The sequence below is a fragment of the Streptomyces sp. NPDC002870 genome (assembly GCF_042888505.1).
Taxonomy (GTDB): Bacteria; Actinomycetota; Actinomycetes; order Streptomycetales; family Streptomycetaceae; genus Streptomyces.
Genome location: NZ_JBIAPW010000010.1, coordinates 62,119 through 86,582 on the forward strand (window position 1 = coordinate 62,119; position 24,464 = coordinate 86,582).

The following is a 24,464-nucleotide window of genomic DNA, read 5'->3' on the forward strand; positions in this document are numbered from 1 at the left end:
GCTCGACATCGACCCGAGACCCGACGACACTCCGATGGCTCACGGAACGTCACATTCGGTCAGCATGGATCGACCCCGGCTCAGACCTGTGCAGAAACGATCGGCCGAAGGCCGTGAACGCACCGCCCCACAGCGGCGTAGCTGGAACGGCCCACGGGCCAGCCTCTATGATCGGCAGACTTTCCCGGCTTCTTCCCTACTCGTTGCCGGACTTCTTGCCGGATTGCTTGCTGATCACATCGGTACGAACCCTGTACGACACGACTGCACTGCGGGAGCGAGCGGTGAGCGGAACCTCCGAAGGAACAGGGCCCGCGGGAGTCGCAGTCCCCGACAAGACCCGGCCGTCAGTCACGGAGCGTAACCGCTTCGGCCGGACCGTCGCCGAACTGCGGGACTACCGGGCCGCGTTCAACGCCGCGCACCTCGCGATGGCGGTCGTCGACCACGAGGGCCTCGTCGTCACCGCCAACGCGGCCCTCGCCGCCCTGCTGGGCACCGAACCCGCGACCTTGCGGGAGCGGTTCGCCGCAGACCTCGTCGACCTCGCCTCCGACCGCCGCACCTGGCACGCGTACCGCGAAGTGCTGCGCGGCCGCCGCTCCCGGTTCCGATGTGCGCGCCGTCTCAAGCACCCCGACGGGCGCTCGCTGTGGGCGGAGGTGACGGTCGCGCCGGTGCCCGACAGCCGCAATGTGCTGCTCTCCATCGCGGACATCAGCGACCGGCGCGAACTGCACGCCCGGCTGCACCATCTCCAGATGCACGACCCGGTGACCCGGCTGCCCAACCGCACGCTGTTCTTCGAGCGATTGTCGGCGGCGCTCGAATCATCGGCGTACGAACAAGGCACGACCGGCCGGATCGGCCTCTGCTATCTCGACCTCGACGGCTTCAAGGCGGTCAACGACACGCTCGGGCACCGGCTCGGCGACCGACTGCTGGCCGCAGTCGCCTCGCGGCTCACCGAGTGCGCGGAGAGCTACGGATACGCGTGCGGCGGCGGGCACTTGGTGGCCCGGCTCGGCGGCGACGAGTTCGCGATCCTGATCGAGGACTCCTCCGGTACGGAGCAGCTCGCCGACCTCGCCCGCTCCGTGCTGGCCGCGCTGCAGCAGCCGTTCGACCTGGCCGGGCAGCGCCTTTCGGTCTCGGCGTCGATCGGGGTGGTGGAGCGGACGGTGTCCGGGACGACCGCCACCGGGCTGATGCAGGCCGCGGACACGACGCTGTACTGGGCGAAGGCTGACGGCAAGGACCGGTGGACGCTCTTCGACCCCGAGCGCAACGCGCACCGGATGACCCGTCAGGCGCTGTCGTCCACGCTCCGCCCGGCCGTGGAGCGCGGGGAGTTCTCTCTGGAGTACCAGCCACTGGTGGGGATGGCGGACGGGGTGACGCGGGGCGTGGAGGCGCTGGTGCGCTGGAACCACCCGCAGTTCGGCACGCTCGCGCCGAATCGGTTCATCGGCATCGCGGAGGAGGACGGCTCGATCGTCCAGCTCGGGCGGTGGGTGCTACGTACGGCGTGCCGTCAGGCCCGCCAGTGGCAGAAGGACCACCCGGACGCGCCGCCGCTGTTCGTGAGCGTCAATGTCGCCGTACGCCAGGTCTGGGACTCCGACCTGGTGGCGGACGTGGCGGGAATCCTGGCGGAGACGGGACTCGCGCCGCATCTGCTGCAGCTGGAGCTGACGGAGTCGGCGGTGATGGGCTCTGCGGGCCGCCCGCTCCAGGCGTTGCAGGCGCTCAGCGACATGGGCGTGCAGATCGCGATCGACGACTTCGGGACGGGGTACTCGAACCTGGCGTATCTGAGCCGGCTGCCGGTATCCGTACTGAAGCTCGACGGATCGTTTGTCCGCGGCTTCCAGGACGAGGCGCACCCGAACCCGGCGGACGAGACGATCGTCGAGGCGATGGTGCAACTGGCGCACCGGCTGGGCCTGACGGTCACGGCGGAATGCGTGGAGACGGCGGGCCAGGCGTCGCGACTGCGGCGGATCGGCTGTGACACGGGCCAGGGCTGGCTCTACTCGCGGGCGGTGGCCCCGGAGCAGATCGCGGAACTGATCGGCGTCGGCGCGCTGTCGGTCTGACGCCGCGGTCTGACGCCTCGTCTCAAGCCAAGTCTGACGCCGGGTCTGACACCAGGGCTGACGCCGGGTCCGACGCCGGATCCGGGCGACCGGGTGGGACGCCGACCGCCCCCGGCCGGAAGGACGTTCCGGGCGGGGGCGGCGGCCTGTGGGGGGTTCGGGGGGTCAGCTGCTCAGCAGACGCCCAGGTCCTGCCAGACGCCCCATTCGCCCGTCGTGCCCGGCTCTTCGCCCTGGGTCCACCACTTCGCCTTCCAGAGGTGGCCCTTGTGGGAGACCTGCGCGCCGCCGGTGTACGCCGGGGTGCTGGACCAGGCCCCGGCCGTGCAGCCCGTCGACGGGTCGGACGGAGTCGGGGTCGGGTTGGAGGGCGACGGGGTCGGGGTCGGGTCCGACGGGGACGGGTCCGGGGTCGGGGAGCCGCCGACGGCCGTCACGATGTCGTTGAACAGCGTCGCATTCGCGTCCAGGCCGAGCAGCGAGTACATCATCGCGCCCGCCAGACCGCGGCTGTGCGCGTAGTCCGCCCGCGCCTGGATCGCACGCTTGTTGAGGCCGGTGAAGAACTCCCCGTCCTTGTAGAAGTACGCCGCCTTGGCCTCGTCGTCCCAGAACGTCGTCGCCGCGTTGTCGACGATCCCGCCGAGCTCCTTGTAGTGCGCGATGCCCGCCTGCTGGCTCACCGGTCGTGCGGCCGACGCGCCGGTCGCCGACTGCGCGAGGCCGTTCTTCGCACCGGCCGGGACGCCCTTCCAGCCGCGGTAGTAGAACTCGTACCCCAGCGTCAGCTTGTTCGCCGGGAAACCGCCCGCGATGCCGTACGCCGCGTTCCCGTCGAGCCAGGAGTCGATGGCGTTGTCGATCGAGTACTTCTGTGTGCCCGGCGCGATGGGATCCGTCGGGTCGGAGGCCGGCGAGTGCATCGGCGACTGGTGGTACGTCGGGCCGTCCGCGTCCCAGGCGCCGTGCATGTCGTACGTCATGATGTTCGCGTAGTCGAGGTACGCGCCGATCTTGTCCGTCTCGATGTGCTTGATCTTGTCCTGGCCGGCCGGGAGCGCCGCCGTCAGCAGGTACTTCTTGCCGCCGTGCGCCGCGCCGTACTCGTCGAGCTGCTTGCGGAACTCCGCCAGCAGGAGGGTGAAGTTGGCCTTGTCCTCGGGTCCGTAGTGGTTGCCGAGGTGACCGCCCTCCGAGCCCGGGTACTCCCAGTCGATGTCGATGCCGTCGAAGATCCCGGCGGCCGTGCCGGGGCCGCCGTAGCCGCCCTCGACCGGCAGGTCGCCCGCGATGTACTGCTTGACGCAGGAGGCGACCAGCTTCTTGCGGCTCGCGTCCGTCTTGGCCGCGTCGTGGAAGTACTTGGAGTACGTCCAGCCGCCCAGCGAGATATTGATCTTCAGCTTGGGGTGCTTGGCCTTCAGTTCCTTGAACTGGTTGAAGACCCCGACGATCGGCTGGTTCCAGCTGTCCGCGACGCCGTCGACGCTGTCCGCCGCCGCGAAGGACTTCTGGTAGTCGGCGTACGAATCGCCCGCGCCGTCACCGGCGTTGGGGTTGGCGTCGTCGCCCGCCGCCTTGTTCGCCTCGAAACAGGTCAGCTCGGTCGGGTGGATGTTGCCGAACGAGTAGTTGACGACGTCGAGCTTGGCCGCGATGCCCCGGGTGTCCAGATGCTTGGGGTAGAAGGCGTTGCCGTACACGCTCCACTGGTCGTAGTACGCGATCTTCACCCCGCCGGTGGACGCGGCGGCGGTGGTGACGTTGTCGCCGGCCGCCTCGTCGGCGGTGCCTGGGCCTACGAAACCGGCCAGGACGCCTGCGGCGAGGGCCGCGGTCGTCAGGGCCGCGAGCAAGGGTCTGCGGGAGCGCACGGACAGCCTCCGGGGGGGTGTGCGGAAGGGGACCTGGAACAGGAATGGAAACGCGAGTTGGAGAAGAGATAGCGATCCGGCCACCGCCGCGTCAATGGTCCGAACCAAATTGAGGACTAGACCAATTTTGATGCGAAACCGCTCGTCAGGCCCCCGCACCCCGCACGCAGAACCGCTCGCCACCAACGGTGACGAGCGGCTTAAGGCCCCATTAAGGGCCTGGGGACAAGCAGTTCAGCAGTGAACCACTCCGCCCGCGAAATCCAGGTTTTACTCGGCACCCGGCAAGTCGTAGGCGTCCGCGATCAGTTCGTAGGAGCGCAGTCGCGAATCCCCGCCGTGCGCATTCGCAGTGATCATCAACTCGTCCGCGCCGGTGCGCTTCTGGAGGTCGTCCAGGCCCGTCCGTACCGCGTCCGCAGTGCCGTGGACGACGTTCGCCAGCCAGCTGTCCACGAACTCCCGCTCCATGGGACTGAATTCGTAGGCCGCCGCCTCATCGGGCGTGGGTATCAGCCCGGGACGGCCGGTGCGCAGCCGGACCATGGACAGGGCGCCGGTCAGGACCTGACGGCGGGCCTCCTTCTCGTCGTCCGCGGCGAGGGCCGAGACACCGATCACCGCGTACGGGGCGTCCAGCACCGCGGACGGCCGGAAGGACTCTCGGTACAGGTCGAGCGCCGGGATGGTGTTGTGCGCCGAGAAGTGGTGGGCGAAGGCGAAGGGCAGTCCGAGCACGCCGGCCAGCCGGGCGCTGAAGCCGGAGGAGCCGAGCAGCCAGACCGGCGGGCGGGCGGAGGGGCCCTGGACCGGTCCTGGCACCGCGTGGATGCGGGCGTACGGATGCCCGTCCGGGAAGTCGTCGTCCAGGAAGCGGGTCAGCTCGGCGAGTTGCTGCGGAAAGTCGTCGGCTCCCTCTCCCCTGGCCTCCGGCGTGCGCCGCAGGGCCGCGGCGGTCGGGCCGTCCGTGCCGGGCGCCCGCCCGAGGCCCAGGTCGACGCGGCCCGGCGCGAGCGCCTCCAGCGTGCCGAACTGCTCGGCGATGACGAGCGGCGCGTGGTTCGGGAGCATCACGCCGCCCGAACCGAGGCGGATGCGCTCGGTGTGGGCGGCGAGGTGGGCAAGGATCACGGCAGGCGACGAGGAGGCGACGCCCGGCATCGAGTGGTGCTCGGCGACCCAGTGGCGGTGGAAGCCCCGGCGCTCCGCAAGGCGCGCGATGTCCACACTGGTGCGCAGGGCGTCGGTGGCGGTGCGACCGACGCCGACCGTCACCAGGTCCAGTACGGAAAGGGGCACCGGGGCCGTCCCGTACGCCGTGCCTCGAATCCCGTCACGCTGGGTCGCGTCACGCGGAATCGCGTCACCCTGAATCGCGTCGTCCACCGGTGCAGCCCTCCTGAGCATGAATTACGTACAGGACCAGCTAACAGGAGGGCCTCTCCGTTTTATTCCCGCCCGGTCACCCGGGATTCATTCCGGCTTCGCGAACAGCGTGCCGAGCTTCGGCCCGAACACCCACGCCTTGCGCTCCGCCAGCCGCAGCCCCTCCCACACAGTCACCTGGTTCGCCGTGAGGACCGGCTTGCCGAGCATGTCCTCCAGGTCGGGGAGGTACGACGCGGTGTGCAGGGCGGTGTCCGGCAGCAGCACCACCTCCGCGTCGGGATGGTCGCCCGCCCTCGCCAGTTCCAGCACCTCGTCGCGGCCCCAGGCGCCGACCTCGGCCGCGGTGACGATCCCGCTCGCCCGGTCCGCGACCACCTCGGCCCCGGACGCCTTGAGGAAGGCGGTGAAGAGGGCCGTGACGTCCTCCGGGTAGGTCGCGGCGACCGCGACGCGCGTGGCGCCCAGCGCCCGTACGGCATGTGCGAAGGCGAAGGACGTGCTCGACGCCGGCAGCCCCGCGGCCAGCGCCAGGGAGCGGATCTGCTCGCGCGCGCCCTCCCAGCCGTACACAAAGCTCCCGCTGGTGCACGCCCACACCACCGACTCCGCGCCCTCCAGCCGGAGCTCCTCCACACCCGCGGCGAGCCGCTCCGCCGAACCCATCCGCAGCAGCGCGTCGACGCGGTGGGCGTCCTCGCCGATGTCGGTGTGTACGACGGGCAGTCTGATGTCGCTGTCGAGCAGCACCTCGAACCTGGGGTAGTCGTCCTCTGCGGAGTGCCCCGGGTAGAGAAGTCCGACCGTCGTCATGTCCAGCCTTCCTGTTCTTCGGGTTCGGTCGCCGGCGCGGTCGCCTGGTCAGCCGTGGGGCCGGGATCCAGCAGCAGCGCCTGGTACGGACCGACCGCGTGCACCCCGATACGGCGCAGCGCGGCCCACATCGTCACCTGGTTCGCGGAGAGCACCGGCATCCTCAGTTCGGCCTCCAGCTGCGGGATCGCGTCGTACGTCGGCAGGTTGGTGCAGCTGATGAAGAGCGCGTCCGCCGCGCCCACCACCGCCTGCCGCGCCATGTCCACCACCGACCGGTACGGCACTTTCCAGATGTGCCGGGTCAGTCCAAGAAAGGCGCGGCCCGTGACCGTTACCCCAGCTTCTCCCAGATACACCTCCAGGGCCTGGGTCACCGATTCCGTATACGGCGTGACCAGAGCGATACGGCCGGCGCCCAGCTCGTCGAGTGCTTCGAGCAGGGCGCCGGAGGTGGTCAGCGAGTCCACCTCCCCCGCCGACGTCATCGCCTCGCACATGGCCCGCTCACCGGCGAGACCGCCGACGAAACTGCCCGACGTGCAGGCGTACGCGACCACCTCGGGCTCGGACACGCTCAGCGCCTGGACCGCCTCGCGCAGCGTCTCGTGCTCGCTCACCAGGCGGGCGAGGTCGAGGGAGACCTCGACGGGCACATAGGGCGTACGGGTCAGGCGCAGGGACACATCGTCGGGGACCCAGCGCCACAGCTCGCGGTCCAGCGCGAAGTCGAACGGGGCGACCACGCCGACACCGCGTTGGGGCTGTGGTCCACCAAGGAAGGAGACATCCATCGCAGGCCCCCTATACGTGTTGTTGACGACGTTAGGTTCGGGTGCGAGCGTGGTCAATCCGTACATGTCAGACTCCCCCGTATGCCCTCCGGGCACGGGAGGCGCCCCCATCGAAACGGCTTCCGCTTGATGTCCGAACCCACCCTTCTCGTGCTGACAGCAGACCCGCCGCCCCGTCTCGGGCGGCTGACCGGACGGGTCCGCGTCGAGTACGCCGACGAGCAGACGCTCGCCGCCCGACTGCCGTACGCAGACGTCCTGCTGGTGTGGGACTTCCTCTCCGAGGCGGTGCGTTCCGCCTGGCCGGGCGAGGGGCCGCGCCCGCGCTGGGTGCACACCCCGAGCGCGGGGGTCGACCGGCTGCTCTGTCCCGAACTGATCGCTTCCGACACCGTGGTCACCAATGCCCGGGGCGTCTTCGAGGAACCGATCGCCGAGTACGTCGCCGGTCTGGTCCTTGCCATGGCGAAGGACCTGCCCGGCACCCTGGAGCTCCAGCGGCAGCGGCGCTGGCGCCATCGCGAGGGCCTGCGGGTGGCGGGCACCCGGGCTGCGGTGGTGGGCGCGGGCCCGATCGGCCGGGCCGTGGCCGGCACGCTGGAGGCCCTCGGCGTCACCGTGGCGGTCGTGGGCCGCACCGAGCGGCCCGGCATCCACGGCGCGCAGGACCTCGATCCGCTGCTCGCGCGCGCCGACTGGGTGGTGTGCGCCGCGCCGCTCACCGATGCGACGCGCGGAATGTTCGACGCGCGGCGCTTCGGTCTGATGCAGCCCTCTGCCCGGTTCATCAATGTGGGACGCGGCCCGCTGGTCGTCGAGAACGATCTCGTCGCCGCACTCAACAAACGGTGGATCGCGGGCGCCGCCCTCGATGTCTTCAGCTCCGAGCCGCTCGTGCCCGACAGCCCGTTGTGGGACGTGCCCGGGCTGATCGTCTCCCCGCACATGAGCGGCGACACGGTCGGCTGGCGCGACCGGCTGGGCGAACAATTCGTCGAGTTGTACGAACTGTGGGAGGCCGGAAAGTCATTCCCGAACGTGGTCGACAAGAAACGTGGGTACGTGCCCATGCATGACGTCTGAGCTGACCGACCTCACCGCACGCCAACTGCTCACCGGCTACGAGAAGGGCGACTTCTCCCCCGTCGACGCGACCCGCGCCGCGCTGGAGAGGATCGAAGTGGTGCAGCCCCTGGTGAACGCCTTCGTCCGGGTGGATGCCGAGCAGGCACTGGCCCAGGCAGAGGCGTCCGCCGAGCGGTGGCGCAGAGGAGAGCCGCAGGGGCTGCTCGACGGCGTGCCGGTGACGGTCAAGGATCTGCTGCTGCAGCGTGGCGGCCCGACCCTGCGCGGCTCCATGTCCGTTTCCGCGGAAGGGAGTTGGGACGAGGACGCGCCGTCCGTCGGGCGGCTGCGGGCGCACGGCGCGGTCTTCCTCGCCAAGACGACGACCCCCGAGTTCGGCTGGAAGGGCGTCACCGACTCCCCGCGGCACGGGGTCACAGGCAATCCGTACGACATCACTCGCACGGCGGGCGGCTCAAGCGGCGGCAGTGCGGTGGCGGTGGCCCTCGGCGCGGGCCCGCTGTCGATCGGCACGGACGGCGGCGGCTCGGTCCGCATCCCCGCGTCCTTCTGCGGCGTCTTCGGGATGAAGCCGACGTACGGACGGGTGCCGCTGTATCCGTCGAGCCCCTTCGGGACGCTCTCGCATGCGGGCCCGATGACGAAGGACGCCGCGGACGCCGCGCTGATGCTCGATGTGATCAGCGGTGAGGACTGGCGGGACTGGTCCCACCTGGGCCCCGCGGAGGGCGTCCGCGGCACGTTGGCGGACGGGGTGAAGGGGCTGCGGATCGCCTATTCGCCGTCCTTCGGCGGACAGGTGGCGGTGCGCCCGGCGGTCGCGTCCGCGGTACGGCGGGCTGTGGGGGCGCTCGCGGGCCTCGGTGCGTACATCGAGGAGTCCGACCCCGACATCGCCGACCCGGTGGAGGCCTTCCACACCCTGTGGTTCAGCGGAGCGGCCCGGCTGCTGCAGCATTTCGGGTCCCGGCAGCGCGAGGCACTGGATCCGGGGCTGCGGGAGGTCGCCGGGGCCGGGGCGCGGCACAGTGCGCTCGAGTATCTGGCGGCCGTGGACGTCCGGATGGACCTCGGCCGGCGGATGGGCCGGTTCCACACGTCGTACGACCTGCTGGTCACGCCGACCCTGCCGATCACCGCGTTCGAGGCGGGGGTGGAGGCCCCGGCCCGCTCGGGGCACCGCCGCTGGACGGGGTGGACGCCGTTCACGTACCCCTTCAACATGACCCAGCAGCCCGCCGCGACGGTGCCGTGCGGGGTGGACGAGGACGGGCTGCCGATCGGCGTCCAGCTGATCGGCGCGCGCCACGCGGACGCGCTGGTGCTGCGGGCGGCGCATGCGCTGTACGAGTCGGGCGCGGCGACGATTCCCGCGCCGGCGCTCCCGTAACCGAGGCTCCGCCCCGGACCTCCCCCATAGCCCTTCGGGCATGGGAGGTGCCCCCACCCCCTACGCCTCAATCGCCGGCGAGGCTTGAATTTCCGCGGCGGAGACGCAAAATGTCGCAGCGGGAAGGGGCGGGGCGGGGCTACTCAACTCGACGGAAACTGAGCGTCTCCCCCAGCGCGCCCGCCCGCCACAGGTCCTGGCACGCCTCGGCCATCCGGTCGAGGCCGTCGACCACCGTGCCCCAGACGATGCCGGGGACCCAGCCGGTGTCGCCGTTGAGCAGCAGGTTGTTCCGCTCGTAGAAGAGCGCGAGGTCGACGACCGTGGGGCGGCCGTGGTGGGCGGCCCGCTCGCCGTATCCGTACGACGCCGTGCCCAACTGCACGTCCGAGAAGGTGAAATAGCACAGATCGCCCGGAATAGGGGTCACCGTCGGGTTCTCCAGCGGCGGTTCCTGTTCCGCGAACGCCGGAAAAAGTGCATAGATCTCATTACGGGCATACTTCGCGTGGTAGACGTCCCCGGCGAGCGGCAGCGCGTCCCACACAGCCGCGCAGGTCAGCGGGGCCTTGTCGGTGAGGAGTTTCGCGGTGCACCGCACACCGCGCTTGTCGAGGGCTACGGTCATGTATCGGTCGGCCATTTGGTACGCATACCCCGCCTGGACCCGGGTAGCCGCGCGCCCATGGCTCGAACACCACTGACAGGATCAATTCGCAGACGCACAGTGCTGCTCGGTACCGCTGCCGCCGGCGCGCTCGGCGCCGCGGGCGCGGCCGGCTGCAGCCGGGTGCCGTCGGGTGATGCCCTGGCCCGGCTCAAGTCCCAGCGCACGGTGCGCCTGGGCATCGCGGGCGAGGTGCCCTACGGCTACGTTGACGACCAGGGCGAGTTCACCGGCGAGGCTCCGGAGCTGGCCCGGGTGATCTTCAAGCGGCTGGGGATCGACAACGTCCAGCCGGTCGCCACCGACTTCGCCTCCCTCATACCCGGGCTCAACTCCGAGCAGTTCGATGTCGTCTCGGCGGGGATGTACATCAACAAAGAACGCTGTGAGCAGGTCATCTTCGCCGACCCCGAGTACCAGATGCTCGATTCGTTCATCGTGCGCAAGGGCAATCCCAAGAATCTGCACAGCTACGAGGACGTGGTGAAGGCGAAGGCCAAGTTCGCCACCGGCACCGGCTATGCGGAGATCGATTACGCCGTCGCCGCCGGCTTCCCGGAGAAGGACATCGTCATTCTCCAGGACCAGGTGGCGGGCCTGAACGCGGTCGAGTCCGGCCGGGTCGACGTGTTCGCCGGCACCGCGCTGACCTCCCGCGAGGTGGTCAGGAAGAGCCGGAAGGCCGAGGCGACCGAGCCGTTCGCGGCAGTCGTCGACGGCGAGAAGAAGATCGACGGCGGCGGCTTCGCCTTCCGCCCCACCGACACCGAGCTGCGCGACGCATTCAACGTCGAGATCCACAAGATGAAGAAGAGCGGCGAACTCTTCCGCATACTGCGGCCGTTCGGCTTCACCGAGAACGAGATGACCACGCTCACTGCCAAGGAGCTGTGCCGATGACAGCCGGACTCTGGCAGAACTGGGTACTTCCGGGCATCTGGATCACCGTCCAACTACTGGTGTACAGCGCGGCGCTGGCCGGCGTCGTCGCCTTCGTGGTCGGCATGGCCCGCACCCACCGCTCGCGGTTCGTCCGCTTCCTGGCCGGCTTCTACACCGAGATCTTCCGCGGCACGTCCGCGCTGATCCTGATGTTCTGGCTGTTCTTCGTGCTGCCGCCGCTGCTGGGCTGGCAGCTCGTCCCGATGTGGGCGGCCGTGCTGGCACTGGGCCTGTCCTACGGTGCGTACGGCGCGGAGATCGTGCGCGGCGCGCTGAACTCGGTCGCTCCGGCGCAGCGTGAGGCCGGGGTCGCGCTCAGCTTCACACCGGGGCAGCGGATGCGGCTGATCCTGCTGCCGCAGGCGATACCGGAGATGCTCCCGCCGTTCTGCAACCTGCTGATCGAGCTGCTCAAGGGCACGGCGCTGGTGTCGCTGCTCGGCGTGGGCGACGTCTCCTTCGCGGCGTACCTGGTGCGCCTCGCGACTCAGGAGAGCGCACAGATCTACACCATCAGCCTGGTCATCTACTTCGTGCTCGCGTTCGGCATCACTCGTTCCATGAAGGCTCTCGAGAAGAAGACCAAGAGCAATATCGGCGTCGCGATCTCCGGAGGTGGCGCGAAGTGAACTGGGACTGGTCCGCGGTCGCGGACTTCATGCCGCGCTTCTGGGACGGCGTGCTCGTCACGCTGCAGATCCTGGTGCTCGGCTCGCTGATCTCCTTCACGCTCGGTCTGGTCTGGGCGATCGGATTCAGGGCGCCGTCCCGTTTCGTACGGTGGCCGGTGGGCGTCGTCACGGAGTTCATCCGCACCACGCCGCTGCTGGTGCAGCTCTTCTTCCTCTACTTCGTGCTGCCGGAGTGGGGCGTGCAGTTCTCGGCGCTGACCACCGGCACGATCGCGATCGGGCTGCACTATTCGACGTACACCGCGCAGGTGTACCGGGCCGGCATCGACGCCGTGCCGGCCGGTCAGTGGGAGGCGGCGAAGGCGCTGAGCCTGCCCGCCCACCGCACCTGGTTCGCGGTGATCCTGCCGCAGGCGATCCGGCGCATCACGCCGGCGCTGGGCAACTACGTCATCGCGATGCTGAAGGACACTCCGCTTCTCGCCGCGATCGGCGTACTGGAGATGCTGCAGCAGTCGCGGCTGGAGAGCGCGTCGACGTTCCAGTACACCGAGCCGCTGACCGTGATCGGCATCGCCTTCATCCTCATCGCCTACCCGGCTTCTCTTCTCGTACGAACCCTGGAGCGCCGCCTTGTCCGCTGACACCCGCCCCGACACTTCTCCCGACAGGTCCAAGGAACTGATCCGCTTCGAGAATGTGACGAAGCGCTTCGGCGACAACACCGTGCTGGACAACCTCTGTTTCTCGGTACAGCCCGGAAAGCATGTGACGCTGATCGGCCCGTCCGGCTCCGGCAAGACCACGATCCTGCGGCTGCTGATGACTCTGGAATCGCCCGACGAGGGCACCATCCAGGTGAACGGGAACAGACTGTTTCCGGCCGCCGAGAAGGAGCGCCGCGAGGCGCGCAAACAAATCGGCATGGTCTTCCAGCAGTTCAACCTGTTCCCCAATATGACCGCCCTGCGGAACATCACCGAGGCGCCGGTGCGCGTGCTCGGCATGTCCAAGGACGAGGCGGAGGAGCGCGGAAAGGAGCTGCTCGACCTGGTGGGGCTCGGCGACCGCTGCGACGCGAAGCCGACCCAGCTGTCGGGCGGCCAGCAGCAGCGGGTGGCGATCGCGCGGGCGCTGGCGATGCGGCCGCAGGTGCTGCTCCTCGACGAGGTCACATCGGCGCTCGACCCCGAGCTGGTCGCGGGTGTGCTGGACGTGCTGCGGGACATCGCCCGCTCCACCGACATCACCATGCTGTGCGTGACGCACGAGATGAATTTCGCGCGGGACATCTCGGACGAGGTCCTGATGTTCGACGCGGGAAGGGTCATCGAGTCCGGATCGCCGGAGAAAATCTTCTCCGAGCCGGAGCATGATCGTACTCGCGAGTTTCTCGGCGCAGTGCTCTGACCATTCACTCCGACGAATAGGTGTGACTCTGGCATATGCCAGGGTGCTGCGCCCCAGCCCATGAGGCTGGGGCGACAGCATGAAACTCGCCAACAGCCGCCCCCGAAACGGCTCTTGGCCGCTATCGTGGTACGAAAGCTTGCGGTCACAACCTGCTAGGGGGAAACCGTGGCGCTGAAGCCCGAGCCGACCGCGCCGTTCCACTCGGTGCAATATGTCCTGCGTGTCCTGGAGACGATCTCGAAGCACGGTGGCGGTGTCACCGACGTCCAGATCGCACGCGAGACGGGTCTGCCGACCGGCCACCTGGCCCCCATGCTGGCGATGCTGCGTCGCGAGGGCTATGTGGAGCAGGTCGCGGACGGCGCCTATGTGATCGGCGACTCCCTGATCCTCCTCGGCTCAGGGGTCACCCGCCAGCAGGCGCTGGAGGCGAAGATCCAGGAGACGCTCACCGAGCTGCGGGACTCGGTCGGCGCTGCGGTCTACATCAGCCGGTACATCGACGGCGAGGTCAAGATCACGCAGTACGCCGACGGTCCGCGCGCTCCCAAGGTCAACGAATGGGTCGACTTCCGCTCGGCCGCGCACGCCAGCGCAGTCGGCAAATGCCTGCTGACCCAGCTGGACGTCAATGGCCGCCGCGATCACCTCTCGCGCCACAAGATCGCCCGCCTCACCTCGCGGACGATCACCAGCGAGAAGCTGCTCTTCTCGAAGCTGGACAGTCAGCCGCCGACGGTCCCGATCCTGGACCTCCAGGAGTACGCGGTGGGCACGGTCTGCGCCGCGGTCCCGCTGACGGCGGGCTCGGCGGTGGGGTGCCTGGCGCTCTCCCTCCCGATCGAGCACGCCCACCGGCTGCGCTCGGCGGCGGACACGCTGAACCGCAGGGCGGCGCCGGTGGTGCTGTCGCTGGCGATCTAGCCGGGCGGCGGCGGGTGTCACGAGCACCCCTGCGGACCAGGTATTATTTTCGAGTCAGCAGGCGCCGCTAGCTCAGTTGGTTAGAGCAGCTGACTCTTAATCAGCGGGTCCGGGGTTCGAGTCCCTGGCGGCGCACAGACGGAAAAAGCCCCTCGCCGACGCGAGGGGCTTTCTCGTGCCCCGCGCCGGTCGGGCTGATGCCTGCCACGGCGGCCCCGGCCATGGCCGCCGCGCTGACCTCGATGGGGAACTGGGTCAGAACCGAACGTCCGAGCAGGCGTAGAAGGCGTTCCCCGTGTCGTGCACGGTCCACACCGCCAGAATCAGATGCCTGCCCGAGCGCTGCGGGAGATTGCCGGAGTGGGAGAGGGTCTCCGGCGGCTGGTTGCCGCCGTACGGGACGGTCAGGAACGGCTGCGACTCAAGCGCCGCCCTGGTCAGCGGCTGGTTGGAGTTCCAGCCGCTCTTGGTGATGAAGTACTTGAAGTCGGTCGTCCGGTGCCTGGCGGTGAACCGCCAGCTGAACGTGTAGTTCTGGCCCGAAGAGACCTTGGTGGTCGGCCAGGCCCCGCCGCGCGGATCGTCGAGCTGCGCGAACTGGCCGAGGCCGCCCGCGCAGATCCTTCCGTCTGCGGGACCCGCGCCCGGGAAGCCCTTGGGGCCCTCGACGCTCTGCGGTTCCCATTGAATGGGGCCGCAGTTGGTGACCGTACCGTTGGCACAGAGCTTCTGGCGGCTGATGGGGGATTCGGTGTAGCCGTGGCTGCTGGCGCTGCCGCCGGCGAGCACTGTGGTGCCCGCCACGGCGAGGCCGACCACGGCCGCACTTATCTTCTTGCGCATGCTTCGCTCCAGGAGAACGTGGGGGGTGTTCTGTGAGCCGTGCCGCACGCGTGCGTGTTGTACGAGAGTGCTTGTTCCGGTCTAGACCAAGTCCCAATGTATTGACGTGAGTTCATCATGTCCAGACCAATCGCTAACCCTCCGCGGCCCCGGAGCGCCCGGTGTAGAAGGCGACAGTGAGGTCCCTGACCAGAGCCTTGCGCTCGTAGTCGTCCGGCTCGATGAGTCCGCGCGCGGTCAGCCGGTTCACTGTGTCGTCCACCGCGTCCACCACCGAAGTGAGCACGGCGTCCCGGTTCTTGGCGTCGATCGCCACGACCTGCCGGCGCTGGATCGCGGCCGCCACCTCCGGCGCGTACTCGATCGCCGTCGGCTGCGCAGAGAAGACCTCGATCCCCGCCGGCACGCACTCCGCCGCCACCATCCGGGTCAGCGCGTCGCCGACCGCCTCGGCATTGCGGAGCGTGAGGGCCCCCACGGCGGAGCCGGCAGGAGCGTCCTGGCGAAGCCCGTCGGACGGCAGCTGCGAGAGCACCCGCGCCAACGCCGCCTCGACCTGCTCGCTCAGATAGGCCTCGTGGTCGCCGACGCCGAGCGCCGCCCGTGCCGTGTCCTCGACCCGCCACACCACGAGCACGACGACGCTCAGCGCGGTGCCGTCGGCGTCGGCCGCGGGCATCGGATGGCTGCGCCAGTGCCGCAGCCGTACGTCGACCGGGCGGCGCCGCACCAGCGGGCTCACCCAGACCAGTCCCGTACGCCGCACAGTCCCGCCGTAGTCGCCGAAGAGGGTGAGCACCCAGGCGTGTCCGACGTGGACGCGCCCGAGCCCGCCGAGGGCGAAGAGCGCCAGGAGCACGCCGAGCGCGAGCACGCACGACACGCCGATCCCGATGCCGTGGTACGGGTACGGGGTCAGCCCGAGCAGCGCGGTCACCCGGCCGGGCAGCGCCCCGGTACCCCACAGCAGCGCGCCGATCCCGGCGAGCGAGCACGCCCCGGCGACCGCCCCGGTCCAGCCGGGCAGCGCGGGCGCGGCCCGCTCCGCGAGGTCGGGGTCGGCCGGCGGCGCGGGCCGCTGCGGGGACGGGCGTGGCGGCGCGGGTCTGCGGGCCGCGACCTTCGGCTGTTCGCCGGTGCCCTGCCGCCGCGCCACCACGGCGGGGCGCAGGTCGATCTGGTGGGTGTCGTCGTCCCGGAAGAGGAGGTGCACCGGGATCTCGGTCGTCACCTCCTGGGCGATGACCGGCGTGTGCCGCGGGCTGTCGGGCGGCGCGCCGCCCTCCGGTTCCGACGTCGTGGGGTTCACTGCGATTCACCTCGCAAGAGTGGTCTGTTCAGTCCCGCCGACATGCTTTTGAGCCGGGGGTCCGGCCCACGGCGGAGCTGCTGGGGTGCGTCCCCGGACCGGTGGGGCTCAGGCGAAGAGCCGCCGCCAGGTCTCAGGTCCGGGAAAGCCGTTGGCCGCGCCGCCGCGCCAGCCCTGGGCCCGCTGGAAGGCCTCGACATTGCGCCGGTCCTCCTCGCTCCAGCGCGGTTCGGGGCTCGATGTGTAGTAGCTGCCGAAGCCGCGCTTCACCAGCTGCGCGCCGAGCTGGGTGACGTACTCGTTCGACTGGCCGGGCCTGAAGAAGCCGCGCCCCGGGTACTTCGGCGCGGCCGCTCTCGTGCCGCCGGGACTGCTCGCGCCCGCGGCCGGGATGTTCCCGCCCTGCTTGCTCGCCAGCCGCCGCCAGGTCTCCGGTCCCGGCATACCGTCCGCGTCCCTGCCGCTCCAGCCCTGGGCCAGCTGGAAGGCCCGGGTGGCCAGCCGGTCCGACTCGTCCCACTGCGTCCCGGGCCCCTTGGGGTAGTACTGCTGGCCGCCGTGCGCGGCGAGCATCTCGGCGAGCTGAGCGATGTACATGTTGCTCGCCCCGGGGCCGAAGGCGGTCAGACCCGGATAGGCGCCGGCGGACGCCGCCACGCTCGCGGCGGCGTCCGCAGCCGCAGTGGCGGTCGCGGTCGCAGTGGCGGTCGCGGTCGCAGTGGCGGTCGCGGTCGCGGTCGCCGTCCCGCTCGCGGTGTCGGTCGCGGTCGAAGCGGCGGCCCCGCTCGCGGTGTCGGTGGAAGCCGCGGCGAGGCCCTTGTAGCGGTAGGGCAGATACCGGTCGGAGTTGACCCAGTACCCCATGGGCGTGGCCTGCTTGCGGGTGTGCGGCTTCGTCTGCTCGTACGCGATGTAGTAATTGTGCGTGTAGTCGGTCCAGCCGCCGAAGATCGTGACGTGCGAACCCTTGGTCGGATTGTCCGGGTTGTGGAAGAGCATGATGTCGCCGGGCTGCAGCTGCTCGCGCGTGATCCTGGTGGCGAATGACGCAAGGCTGCCGGTCCACTCGTTGCCGGGCAGATTCCAGGCCATCGAGACATAGCCCGAGCAGTCCTGGCGATACCCGTCGGACCAGTACTTCTCCATGCTGTACGGGACTTTGGCGGTCACCCAGCGCTTGGCGCGGTTGATGATCTGGGCCCGGGTGAGCTTGCGCAGCTGGGCGGGCGCGTTGCCCTGCGTGCCCGCGGGACCGCCGAGCGCCCCTCCGTGCAGCGGCCCGGAGCGGCCCTGCTCGGTGCCCGGCTCCGGCTCCGGTGCGGGCGTCGATGCGGCGGCTGCCTCGTCGGTGATGGCGTGCGGGCGTGCGTGTCCCGCCGGGAAGTCGGCCGCGGCCGCCGCGCCCGTTCCCCCGCCGCCGAGCACCACGCCCGCCGCGGTGAACAGGACGAGCGCACGGCGGCAGCCGTGCGCCGACGGGTGGCCTCCGGCGGCAAGAGCCCGTCGCTGCTGGACGCACCCGGCGCAGTCGCAGTCGGCGGCGGGCTCGAACTCCTCGAATACCGGCACGGTCATACGTAAACCCTTCGCAGTAATGTCCTAACTGTCACCTCTCGCCACATTTTGACGGTATGAAGGTAATAAAAGATGATCCGACAGGCCGGAACGATCAGATAATGGTCAGGAGCAGCTCTCACCGTCCGGTAAACTTCTCCAGGTCAGCACGCGCCGCTAGCTCAGTTGGTTAGAGCAGCTGACTCTTAATCAGCGGGTCCGGGGTTCGAGTCCCTGGCGGCGCACGCAGAGTCGAGGCCCCCTCACCACAGGTGAGGGGGCCTCGGTCGTTCCCGCGGCCGTTTCCCCCGCCCCCAACCCCCCTTCCACCCCTTCGGCAAGAGTCTCGCGAATCGCTTGTTTGACCGATTACGCCCACGTTTCCACCCTTGCGGTCACAGCAGGGGTCGGAGAACCTGTCTGGGGGCCAATGTCACCAATAGGGCAGCCGTTAAGCGTAGTTGGAGGTGTTTTGACGCCAGGGAAATCGCTGCAACCGGCAGATGACTTTTCTGTGTCTGTAGGGATGGTGGCCCGCCACTGATGCGTCCATGGCCGCGGGTCCAGGGGGACCGCGCTCAGGACGGACCGACCGACCACATCACACGCAGCCAGCATGCGTGCGGGGGGATGACTCATGACGTCGACGCCACGCGGCGCCCGGCAGGCCCAGGCCAACGACCCTTCCCGGACGGTTCAGCTCCGGATACCCGCGCATCCGCGCACCGGCGGCCACCGGCCGCGCCCCAAGAAGGCGCTGTCCCGGTACGACTACGAGCACTACAGCCGGCTCGCCGGGCCCCTCACCAAGCCCGACCCGGACAAGCCGTACACCGTGCAGTACCGCTCGCTCCTCTCGCAGGAGCCGCACAGAATCCGGGCCGCCCTGCTGCTCTGCGCGGCGCCGCTGGTGTCACTGGGCCTGTTCGCCTGGCTGATACAGCCTCAGCACTGGACCGAGCGCGACCCGAACCTCAAGAACGACACGCTGCTCGTCCTCGACATCGTCATGCTCGTCTCGATCGGCCTCATCGAGCTCTTCCGCACGATGAACGTCCTGTCGAACGCGCACGCGACGCTGGTCGCGCGTGACCCCGTCCCGGTGGTGCCCGAGACCGGCACCAAGGTCGCCTTCCTCACCTCCTTCGTACCGGGCAAGGAGCCCCTCGAGATGGTGACCAAGACCCTGGAGGCGGCCGTCAGGCTGCGCCACCGCGGGCTGATGCACGTCTGGCTGCTCGACGAGGGCGACGACCCCGCCGTCAAGGCGGTCTGCGCACGCCTCGGCGTCCACCACTTCTCCCGCAAGGGCGTCCCGCACTGGAACCAGGCCAAGGGCGCGCACCGGGCCAGGACCAAGCACGGCAACTACAACGCCTGGCTCCAGGCGCACGGCGGCGACTACGACTTCTTCGCCTCCGTCGACACCGACCATGTCCCGCTGCCCAACTACCTGGAGCGGATGCTCGGTTACTTTCGCGATCCTGACGTCGGCTTCGTCATCGGCCCGCAGGTGTACGGCAATTACGACACGTTCGTCACCAAGGCCGCCGAGTCGCAGCAGTTCCTCTTCCACGCCCTGATCCAGCGCGCGGGCAACCGCTACGGCGCGCCCATGTTCGTCGGCACCTCCAACGCCGTGCGGATCAAGGCGATCAAGCAGATCGGCGGCCTGTACGACTCGATCACCGAGGACATGGCGACGGGCTTCGAGATGCACCGCGCCCGCAACCCCGAGTCCGGCAACAAGTGGCGCTCGGTCTACACCCCGGACGTGCTCGCCGTCGGCGAGGGCCCGACCGCCTGGACCGACTTCTTCACGCAGCAGCTGCGCTGGTCCCGCGGTACGTACGAGACGATCCTCAAGCAGTACTGGAAGGGCTTCTACTCGCTGCCCCCGGGCAAGCTCTTCAACTACACGATGATGATCATCTTCTACCCGATGTCGGCCCTCAACTGGATCCTGGCGGCGCTCAGTTGTGCGCTGTTCCTGGGCATGGGCGCCTCCGGTGTGCAGATCGACCCGGCCATGTGGATGATGCTGTACGGCAACGCATCGGCCCTCCAGATCGGCCTCTACATCTGGAACCGCCGCCACAATGTCTCGCCGCACGAGCCCGAGGGCTCCGGCGGACTCGCGGGCATGATGATGTCCGCGCTCTCCGCGCCGGTCTACGCGCGCTCGCTGATGGACGCCGTACTGCGCCGCAAGAGCTCGTTCGTCGTGACCCCCAAGGGCGACTCGTCCAGTCCGGACACGCTCTTCGGCACCTTCCGGATCCATCTCTTCTTCATCCTCGTCTTCGGCGGATCACTCGGCTCCTCCTTCTACTTCGGGCACGACCATCCGGCGATGATCACCTGGGCCACGCTGGCGCTGCTGATCACGGCGGCGCCCATCGTCGCCTGGCGGCACGGCATCCGCGCGGAGAAGAAGAAGGCGGAGAAGAAGAAGCGCGGCGAACGGGAGGGCGGCGGGCAGCCGCCGGCCGGGCATCCTCAGGCCCATGTGCCACTGCAGCGGCAGGGCGAGGCCGACGAACGGAGCGCCGCGGCCGAACGGAGCGACGCCGACGAACGGAGCGACGCCGACGAACAGGGCGACGCCGCCGAACAGACCATGCAGATCGCCATTGGGGGACGTAAGAAGTGAACTACTCCCCTCCAAACCGCCGCCGCGCCCGCCGTATGGCCACAGGCGCGGCGGTGGTGGTGGCGCTGGCCGCGTTCAACGGGCCCGCGCTGTGGCGTCTCGGCTCGGAGAAGTACCACGACTTCAAGATCAACCAGCCGGACTACAAGGCCGAGAACGGCCATTGGGACTATCTCGACGTCCCCTCCGAGTACCGGATCAACGCCATCCACGCGGCCCTGCTGCACACCGGCAAGGTGCTGCTGATCGCCGGCTCCGGCAACAACCAGGAGAACTTCGACGCGAAGAAGTTCGAGTCGGTGCTGTGGGACCCGAAGACCAATGAGTTCAAGAAGATCCCCACGCCGAAGGACATGTTCTGCGCCGGGCACACCCAGCTGCCCGACGGGAAGCTGCTGGTCGCGGGCGGCACCAAGCGGTACGAGAAGCTCCAGGGCGATGTGACCAAGGCCGGCGGCCTGATGATCGTCCACAACGAGGACCCGGACGAGCCCAAGACGCTGCCCGCGGGCACCAGGTTCACCGGCAAGGAGAACGGCAAGACCTTCGTCTCCAGGGACCCCGTCCTCGTGGAGAAGGCGAAGAAGATCTTCGACAAGAAGACCGGCAGGTTCCTGCGGACCGAGGCAGGGCTCGGCCGGATCTACGTCGAGGCCGAGGAGTCGGGCAAGGACTACGAGACCGGCACCGAGGACAACTACCGGGTGCAGGGCCTGAGGGGCTCCGACGCCCGCAACGTCTACGGCATCGCGCAGAAGCTCGCGCTCGACAAGAAGGACTTCCAGGGCATCAAGGAGGCCTACGAGTTCGACCCGGTGGCGGAGAAGTACATCACCGTCGACCCGATGAACGAGGCCCGCTGGTACCCCACGCTGACCACCCTGAAGGACGGCAAAGTCCTCTCGCTCTCCGGCCTCGACGAGATCGGGCAGATCGTTCCCGGCAAGGACGAGATCTACGACCCGAAGACCAGGACCTGGAAGTACACCGGGATCATCCGGAAGTTCCCCACCTACCCGGCGATCTTCCTGATGGACAACGGCAAGCTCTTCTACTCCGGCTCCAACGCCGGATACGGACCGGCCGACGTCGGCCGGGAACCGGGCGTGTGGGACCTGGCGACGAACGAGTTCGACAAGGTCCCCGGGCTGAGCGACCCAGACAGGATGGAGACCTCCGCGACGGTGATGCTGCCGCCCGCTCAGGACCAGCGGTTCATGGTCATCGGCGGCGGCGGGGTCGGCGAGTCCGAGAAGTCCAGCGAGAAGTCCCGTCTGGTGGACCTCAAGGAGAACAACCCCCGCTTCAGGGACGGAGCTTCGCTGGAGAAGGGCACCCGCTACCCGAGCGCCTCGCTGCTGCCGGACGACTCCGTCCTGGTCACCGGCGGCTCGTCGGACTACCGGGGGCGCGGTGGCTCCAATGTCCTCCAGGCGCGTACCTACGACCCGAAGGCCGGTACGTACAAGCGGGTCGCCGACCCCCAGGTGGGGCGCAACTACCACTCGGGCTCGGTGCTGCTCCCGGACGGCCGCGTCATGATCTTCGGCTCGGACTCGCTGTTCTCCGACAAGGCCAACACCAGGCCCGGCGTCTTCGACCAGCGCATCGAGATCTACACCCCGCCGTACCGCTACCGGGGTGCCAGGCCCGAGGTGAGCGGCGGTCCGAAGTCGATCGAGCGCGGAGAGAGCGGCACGTTCAAAGTGAGGACGGACGGCGGCCCGGTGAAGTCGGCCAAGCTGATGCGGCCCAGCGCGGTCACGCATGTCACCGACATCGATCAGCGCTCCATCGCGCTCGGTATGAAGAGGACGGCGGACGGCATCCAGGTCACGGTGCCCAAGAACCGAGCGCTGGTGCCGTCCGGGTGGTACATGCTCTTTGTGACGGACGCCAAGGGGACGCCGTCAGAAAGCGTGTGGGTCGAGGTCCCATAACTGGGGCTTGGCCCGTTGATTTCGGGGCTCCGCCCCAGTTCGGGAAGGGGCCCGCGCACCGCCTAGTTCGTGGCGCGCGCCAAGCCGAGCGCGTACTCCGGCCACCACTCGCCCGCCTTGGGCCCGCCCCTGCAGTCGCCGTCCGACTCGCCCGGACGCTTGACCCACAGATACGCGTCGACCAGCGGGTTGCCGGTGTCGGTGGTCGGCGCCTCGCCGAGCGCGCGGCCCGGCGGATTGCACCAGTTCTCCTTCGGATCGCCGCCTGTGTAGGGGCCGTTGCCGTTGCGGCTGGTGTCGATGACGAAGTGCTTGCCGCCGACCTTCGCGGAGAGCTTCTGGCCGAACTCCTTGCTCGCGGCAGTCGGATAGAAGTTGGAGACATTGACGGCGAAGCCGTCCGCCCTGTCGATGCCCGCCCGCCGGAGCGGGTCGAAGAGCGCGTCGGGCTGGGACCAGCCGGCGTTGCCCGCGTCCAGATACACCTTCGTGTTCGGCTGCTGCTTCAGCCGCTCCACAGCGCCCTTGAGAAGGTCGAACCGCTCCTCGTGAAACTCCTGCGGCGTACAGGAGTCCACCAGATGCAGCACGGCGTCCGGCTCCAGGATCACCGTGGCCCGCCGGTCGCCGATGCCCGCCGCGACCTGGTCGACCCAGGCGCGGTAGGCGTTGCCGTCGGCCGCGCCGCCCTTGGAGAACTGCCCGCAGTCGCGGTGCGGGATGTTGTAGAGCACGAGCAGCGCGTCCCGGTCGGCCTTGGCCGCCGCCTCGGTATAGCCCTTGGCCTCGGCCTCGGGATTGTCCGGGCCGATCCACTCGCCGACCGGCTGATCGGCGATCTTCTTGATCAGCTCGGCGTTCTTGTCGTCGCCGTCCTTGCGGTAGGCGGCGACCTGCCTGGCGGCGTTGCCGTCGGGATTGACCCAGTACGGATCGTTGTCCTTGGGCTGCTGAGTCACCGCCGGTTTCCCTCCCTTGCCGTCGTCGGAGGAACAGGAGGCCAGCAGCAGCACCGCCCCCGCCGCGACCGCCCAAGCCCTGGTACGTCGGCCGGACCAACTGCCGTACATCCACTCCCCCTTGCAGCCGGACAAGTCAGGTCGAATTCATCGTGGCACACCCCGGCGCAGGGCCACGAGCCCCACCGGCACACCGTGGGCAGGCTGTGACAACGCGCCGGGAGGGCGGTGGACGAGAGGGAGGAGAACAGACAGGACGGAGGCCGACGACTTCCCGACATGACGTCATTCAGACCCTAGGCCGGGCCCGTTCGCGGCCCTAGAGTGTCCGGGAACCGCCCAGCCCCTGGCGGGACCGCAACCGGACCTTCCCGCACCTCCCGCGCCGGCGCCGGGCTTCTCCCGCAGCCCGGGCACCCGCGGTCGAGGACCCGGCTCGGCCGGCGGCTCTGGGGGGAGCATGTCGTCGGCCGAGCCGGGGTGCAGACGGCGCCCGCCCGGCGGCGAGGGACACCCCTAGCCCTTGGTGACCCCGGTCAGGTAGGCGGACACGACCACGTTGGCGGTGTACGCGCGGGTCTCGCGGTCGAAGGTGCCGCCGCAGGTGATCAGCCGCAGCTCCGCACGCCCGTCCTCGCGCGGGCCGTAGACCTTCTGCGGGTCGAACCGGTCCCGGTCGAAGACCTGGACGTCGTCGATGGTGAACTCTGCCACCGAGCGGTCCGCCCTGGTCACCCGGACCTTCTCGCCCGGACGGGCCGCGCTCAGAGCGTAGAAGACGGCCTGTTTCTTCTCGGTGTCGACGTGGCCGACCAGCAGCGCCGTGCCCGCCGCGCCGGGCTGCGTACCGCTGTCGTACCAGCCGACCGCGTGCGCCATGGCGTACGGCGGCGGATCGACGGCGCCAGCGCCGTCCAGGCCGCGCGGGACGACCGGAGCGGCGATCCCGATCGACGGCACGGCCACCTGGTCGGGCCTGGACGGCTCGAGCGGGTCGTGGGCGGGCGGCAGCGGCACGCCCAGCGGCCGGCCGACCGCGGCCACGTCGCCGGTGGTGGGCGCGGAGCTTCCGCCTGGGCCGCCGGTCATATCGCGGCCCCAGAGCCAGAGCCCAAGCAGGAGTACCGCCCAGGCCACTCCGGTGAGCAGCCGGCCGTTCCCGGCCGGGCGATCGGCGGAGGGCATG

At 69.4% G+C, this 24,464-nt stretch carries 20 protein-coding genes and 2 tRNA genes; 12 read left to right on the forward strand and 10 right to left on the reverse strand.

The genetic code is table 11. From position 1 onward, the window contains the following. Positions 1 to 284: 284 nt before the first annotated feature. Positions 285 to 2,099, forward strand: coding sequence for a putative bifunctional diguanylate cyclase/phosphodiesterase (locus tag ACFYWY_RS14975; RefSeq protein ID WP_389185298.1), 1,815 nt, complete (start codon positions 285 to 287; stop codon positions 2,097 to 2,099). A gap of 173 nt (positions 2,100 to 2,272) precedes the next feature. Here ACFYWY_RS14975 and ACFYWY_RS14980 read toward each other — a convergent pair whose 3' ends face one another. From ACFYWY_RS14980 to ACFYWY_RS14995, 4 genes are all read right to left on the reverse strand, one after another. Further along, positions 2,273 to 3,973 (reverse strand): glycosyl hydrolase family 18 protein, encoded by a 1,701-nt coding sequence (locus ACFYWY_RS14980; protein ID WP_389185301.1) that lies wholly within the window; start codon positions 3,971 to 3,973, stop codon positions 2,273 to 2,275. Between the two features lie 270 nt (positions 3,974 to 4,243). Continuing rightward, positions 4,244 to 5,359, reverse strand: coding sequence for an LLM class flavin-dependent oxidoreductase (locus ACFYWY_RS14985; protein WP_389185304.1), 1,116 nt, complete (start codon positions 5,357 to 5,359; stop codon positions 4,244 to 4,246). A gap of 87 nt (positions 5,360 to 5,446) precedes the next feature. Then, on the reverse strand, positions 5,447 to 6,172 hold the full coding sequence (locus tag ACFYWY_RS14990) for a decarboxylase (RefSeq protein ID WP_389185307.1): 726 nt from the start codon (positions 6,170 to 6,172) through the stop codon (positions 5,447 to 5,449). Continuing rightward, a complete protein-coding gene (locus ACFYWY_RS14995) occupies positions 6,169 to 6,966 on the reverse strand; it encodes a decarboxylase (protein ID WP_389185764.1) in 798 nt (265 codons plus the stop codon). The genes ACFYWY_RS14990 and ACFYWY_RS14995 overlap by 4 nt, the downstream gene beginning before the upstream one ends. A 129-nt stretch (positions 6,967 to 7,095) precedes the next feature. Here ACFYWY_RS14995 and ACFYWY_RS15000 point away from each other — a divergent pair, with 129 nt between their 5' ends. Both ACFYWY_RS15000 and ACFYWY_RS15005 read left to right on the forward strand, forming a co-directional pair. Next, the gene (locus ACFYWY_RS15000) at positions 7,096 to 8,049 is read left to right on the forward strand and encodes a D-2-hydroxyacid dehydrogenase (protein WP_389185310.1); all 954 of its coding nucleotides are present in this window, start codon (positions 7,096 to 7,098) and stop codon (positions 8,047 to 8,049) included. Continuing rightward, on the forward strand, positions 8,039 to 9,442 hold the full coding sequence (locus tag ACFYWY_RS15005; protein WP_389185313.1) for an amidase: 1,404 nt from the start codon (positions 8,039 to 8,041) through the stop codon (positions 9,440 to 9,442). Before ACFYWY_RS15000 ends, ACFYWY_RS15005 begins: the two co-directional genes overlap by 11 nt. A 139-nt stretch (positions 9,443 to 9,581) precedes the next feature. Here ACFYWY_RS15005 and ACFYWY_RS15010 read toward each other — a convergent pair whose 3' ends face one another. Further along, positions 9,582 to 10,085, reverse strand: coding sequence for a DUF3830 family protein (locus ACFYWY_RS15010; protein ID WP_389185316.1), 504 nt, complete (start codon positions 10,083 to 10,085; stop codon positions 9,582 to 9,584). 42 nt (positions 10,086 to 10,127) lie between these two features. Between ACFYWY_RS15010 and ehuB the strand changes: the two genes are divergently transcribed. From ehuB to ACFYWY_RS15040, 6 genes are all read left to right on the forward strand, one after another. Next, positions 10,128 to 11,009, forward strand: coding sequence for an ectoine/hydroxyectoine ABC transporter substrate-binding protein EhuB (ehuB, locus tag ACFYWY_RS15015; RefSeq protein ID WP_389185319.1), 882 nt, complete (start codon positions 10,128 to 10,130; stop codon positions 11,007 to 11,009). Then, positions 11,006 to 11,680 carry an ectoine/hydroxyectoine ABC transporter permease subunit EhuC gene (gene ehuC / locus ACFYWY_RS15020; protein WP_389185322.1) on the forward strand — a complete coding sequence of 225 codons (675 nt, stop codon included), beginning with the start codon at positions 11,006 to 11,008 and terminating at the stop codon, positions 11,678 to 11,680. The genes ehuB and ehuC overlap by 4 nt, the downstream gene beginning before the upstream one ends. Then, positions 11,677 to 12,327 (forward strand): ectoine/hydroxyectoine ABC transporter permease subunit EhuD, encoded by a 651-nt coding sequence (gene ehuD / locus ACFYWY_RS15025; RefSeq protein WP_389185325.1) that lies wholly within the window; start codon positions 11,677 to 11,679, stop codon positions 12,325 to 12,327. The genes ehuC and ehuD overlap by 4 nt, the downstream gene beginning before the upstream one ends. Further along, positions 12,317 to 13,093, forward strand: a complete 777-nt coding sequence (gene ehuA, locus ACFYWY_RS15030; protein WP_389185328.1) for an ectoine/hydroxyectoine ABC transporter ATP-binding protein EhuA — start codon at positions 12,317 to 12,319, stop codon at positions 13,091 to 13,093. The genes ehuD and ehuA overlap by 11 nt, the downstream gene beginning before the upstream one ends. 168 nt (positions 13,094 to 13,261) lie before the next feature. Next, positions 13,262 to 14,020 carry an IclR family transcriptional regulator gene (locus ACFYWY_RS15035; protein WP_389185331.1) on the forward strand — a complete coding sequence of 253 codons (759 nt, stop codon included), beginning with the start codon at positions 13,262 to 13,264 and terminating at the stop codon, positions 14,018 to 14,020. Positions 14,021 to 14,081: 61 nt separating this feature from the next. Continuing rightward, a tRNA-Lys gene (locus ACFYWY_RS15040) sits at positions 14,082 to 14,155 on the forward strand. A gap of 120 nt (positions 14,156 to 14,275) precedes the next feature. Here the strand turns inward: ACFYWY_RS15040 and ACFYWY_RS15045 are convergent. From ACFYWY_RS15045 to ACFYWY_RS15055, 3 genes are all read right to left on the reverse strand, one after another. Further along, positions 14,276 to 14,863, reverse strand: coding sequence for a lytic polysaccharide monooxygenase (locus ACFYWY_RS15045; RefSeq protein ID WP_389185334.1), 588 nt, complete (start codon positions 14,861 to 14,863; stop codon positions 14,276 to 14,278). A 133-nt stretch (positions 14,864 to 14,996) separates the two neighbouring features. Continuing rightward, a complete protein-coding gene (locus ACFYWY_RS15050) occupies positions 14,997 to 16,172 on the reverse strand; it encodes an SPFH domain-containing protein (protein WP_389185337.1) in 1,176 nt (391 codons plus the stop codon). A gap of 108 nt (positions 16,173 to 16,280) precedes the next feature. Then, positions 16,281 to 17,747, reverse strand: a complete 1,467-nt coding sequence (locus ACFYWY_RS15055) for a peptidoglycan-binding protein (protein WP_389185340.1) — start codon at positions 17,745 to 17,747, stop codon at positions 16,281 to 16,283. A 150-nt stretch (positions 17,748 to 17,897) separates the two neighbouring features. On the opposite strand from ACFYWY_RS15055, the gene ACFYWY_RS15060 reads away from it, so the two are divergent. The 3 genes from ACFYWY_RS15060 (at position 17,898) to ACFYWY_RS15070 (ending at position 22,319) form a co-directional block, all read left to right on the forward strand. Continuing rightward, a tRNA-Lys gene (locus ACFYWY_RS15060) sits at positions 17,898 to 17,971 on the forward strand. 392 nt (positions 17,972 to 18,363) lie between these two features. After that, positions 18,364 to 20,379: a glycosyltransferase family 2 protein gene (locus tag ACFYWY_RS15065; protein WP_389185343.1), complete on the forward strand. Its 2,016-nt coding sequence runs from the start codon at positions 18,364 to 18,366 to the stop codon at positions 20,377 to 20,379. 35 nt (positions 20,380 to 20,414) lie between these two features. Next, complete coding sequence (locus tag ACFYWY_RS15070; RefSeq protein ID WP_389185766.1) at positions 20,415 to 22,319, forward strand: galactose oxidase-like domain-containing protein; 1,905 nt, start codon at positions 20,415 to 20,417, stop codon at positions 22,317 to 22,319. Positions 22,320 to 22,381: 62 nt separating this feature from the next. Here ACFYWY_RS15070 and ACFYWY_RS15075 read toward each other — a convergent pair whose 3' ends face one another. Together ACFYWY_RS15075 and ACFYWY_RS15080 are read right to left on the reverse strand one after the other, a co-directional pair. Beyond that, the gene (locus ACFYWY_RS15075; RefSeq protein WP_389185346.1) at positions 22,382 to 23,389 is read right to left on the reverse strand and encodes a glycoside hydrolase family 6 protein; all 1,008 of its coding nucleotides are present in this window, start codon (positions 23,387 to 23,389) and stop codon (positions 22,382 to 22,384) included. Between the two features lie 405 nt (positions 23,390 to 23,794). Beyond that, complete coding sequence (locus ACFYWY_RS15080; protein WP_389185349.1) at positions 23,795 to 24,463, reverse strand: class F sortase; 669 nt, start codon at positions 24,461 to 24,463, stop codon at positions 23,795 to 23,797. Position 24,464 lies beyond the last annotated feature (1 nt).

Coding starts and splice junctions, on each gene's coding strand:
- ACFYWY_RS15005 (WP_389185313.1), top strand. CDS start 8,039: ATGACGTCTGAGCTGACCGACCTCACCGCACGCCAACTGCTCACCGGC.
- ACFYWY_RS15070 (WP_389185766.1), top strand. CDS start 20,415: ATGGCCACAGGCGCGGCGGTGGTGGTGGCGCTGGCCGCGTTCAACGGG.
- ACFYWY_RS15065 (WP_389185343.1), top strand. CDS start 18,364: ATGACGTCGACGCCACGCGGCGCCCGGCAGGCCCAGGCCAACGACCCT.
- ACFYWY_RS15045 (WP_389185334.1), bottom strand. CDS start 14,863: ATGCGCAAGAAGATAAGTGCGGCCGTGGTCGGCCTCGCCGTGGCGGGC.
- ACFYWY_RS15000 (WP_389185310.1), top strand. CDS start 7,096: ATGTCCGAACCCACCCTTCTCGTGCTGACAGCAGACCCGCCGCCCCGT.
- ACFYWY_RS14995 (WP_389185764.1), bottom strand. CDS start 6,966: ATGGATGTCTCCTTCCTTGGTGGACCACAGCCCCAACGCGGTGTCGGC.
- ACFYWY_RS15010 (WP_389185316.1), bottom strand. CDS start 10,085: ATGGCCGACCGATACATGACCGTAGCCCTCGACAAGCGCGGTGTGCGG.
- ACFYWY_RS15055 (WP_389185340.1), bottom strand. CDS start 17,747: ATGACCGTGCCGGTATTCGAGGAGTTCGAGCCCGCCGCCGACTGCGAC.
- ehuB (WP_389185319.1), top strand. CDS start 10,128: ATGGCTCGAACACCACTGACAGGATCAATTCGCAGACGCACAGTGCTG.
- ehuC (WP_389185322.1), top strand. CDS start 11,006: ATGACAGCCGGACTCTGGCAGAACTGGGTACTTCCGGGCATCTGGATC.
- ACFYWY_RS15080 (WP_389185349.1), bottom strand. CDS start 24,463: ATGCCCTCCGCCGATCGCCCGGCCGGGAACGGCCGGCTGCTCACCGGA.
- ACFYWY_RS15075 (WP_389185346.1), bottom strand. CDS start 23,389: ATGTACGGCAGTTGGTCCGGCCGACGTACCAGGGCTTGGGCGGTCGCG.
- ACFYWY_RS14990 (WP_389185307.1), bottom strand. CDS start 6,172: ATGACGACGGTCGGACTTCTCTACCCGGGGCACTCCGCAGAGGACGAC.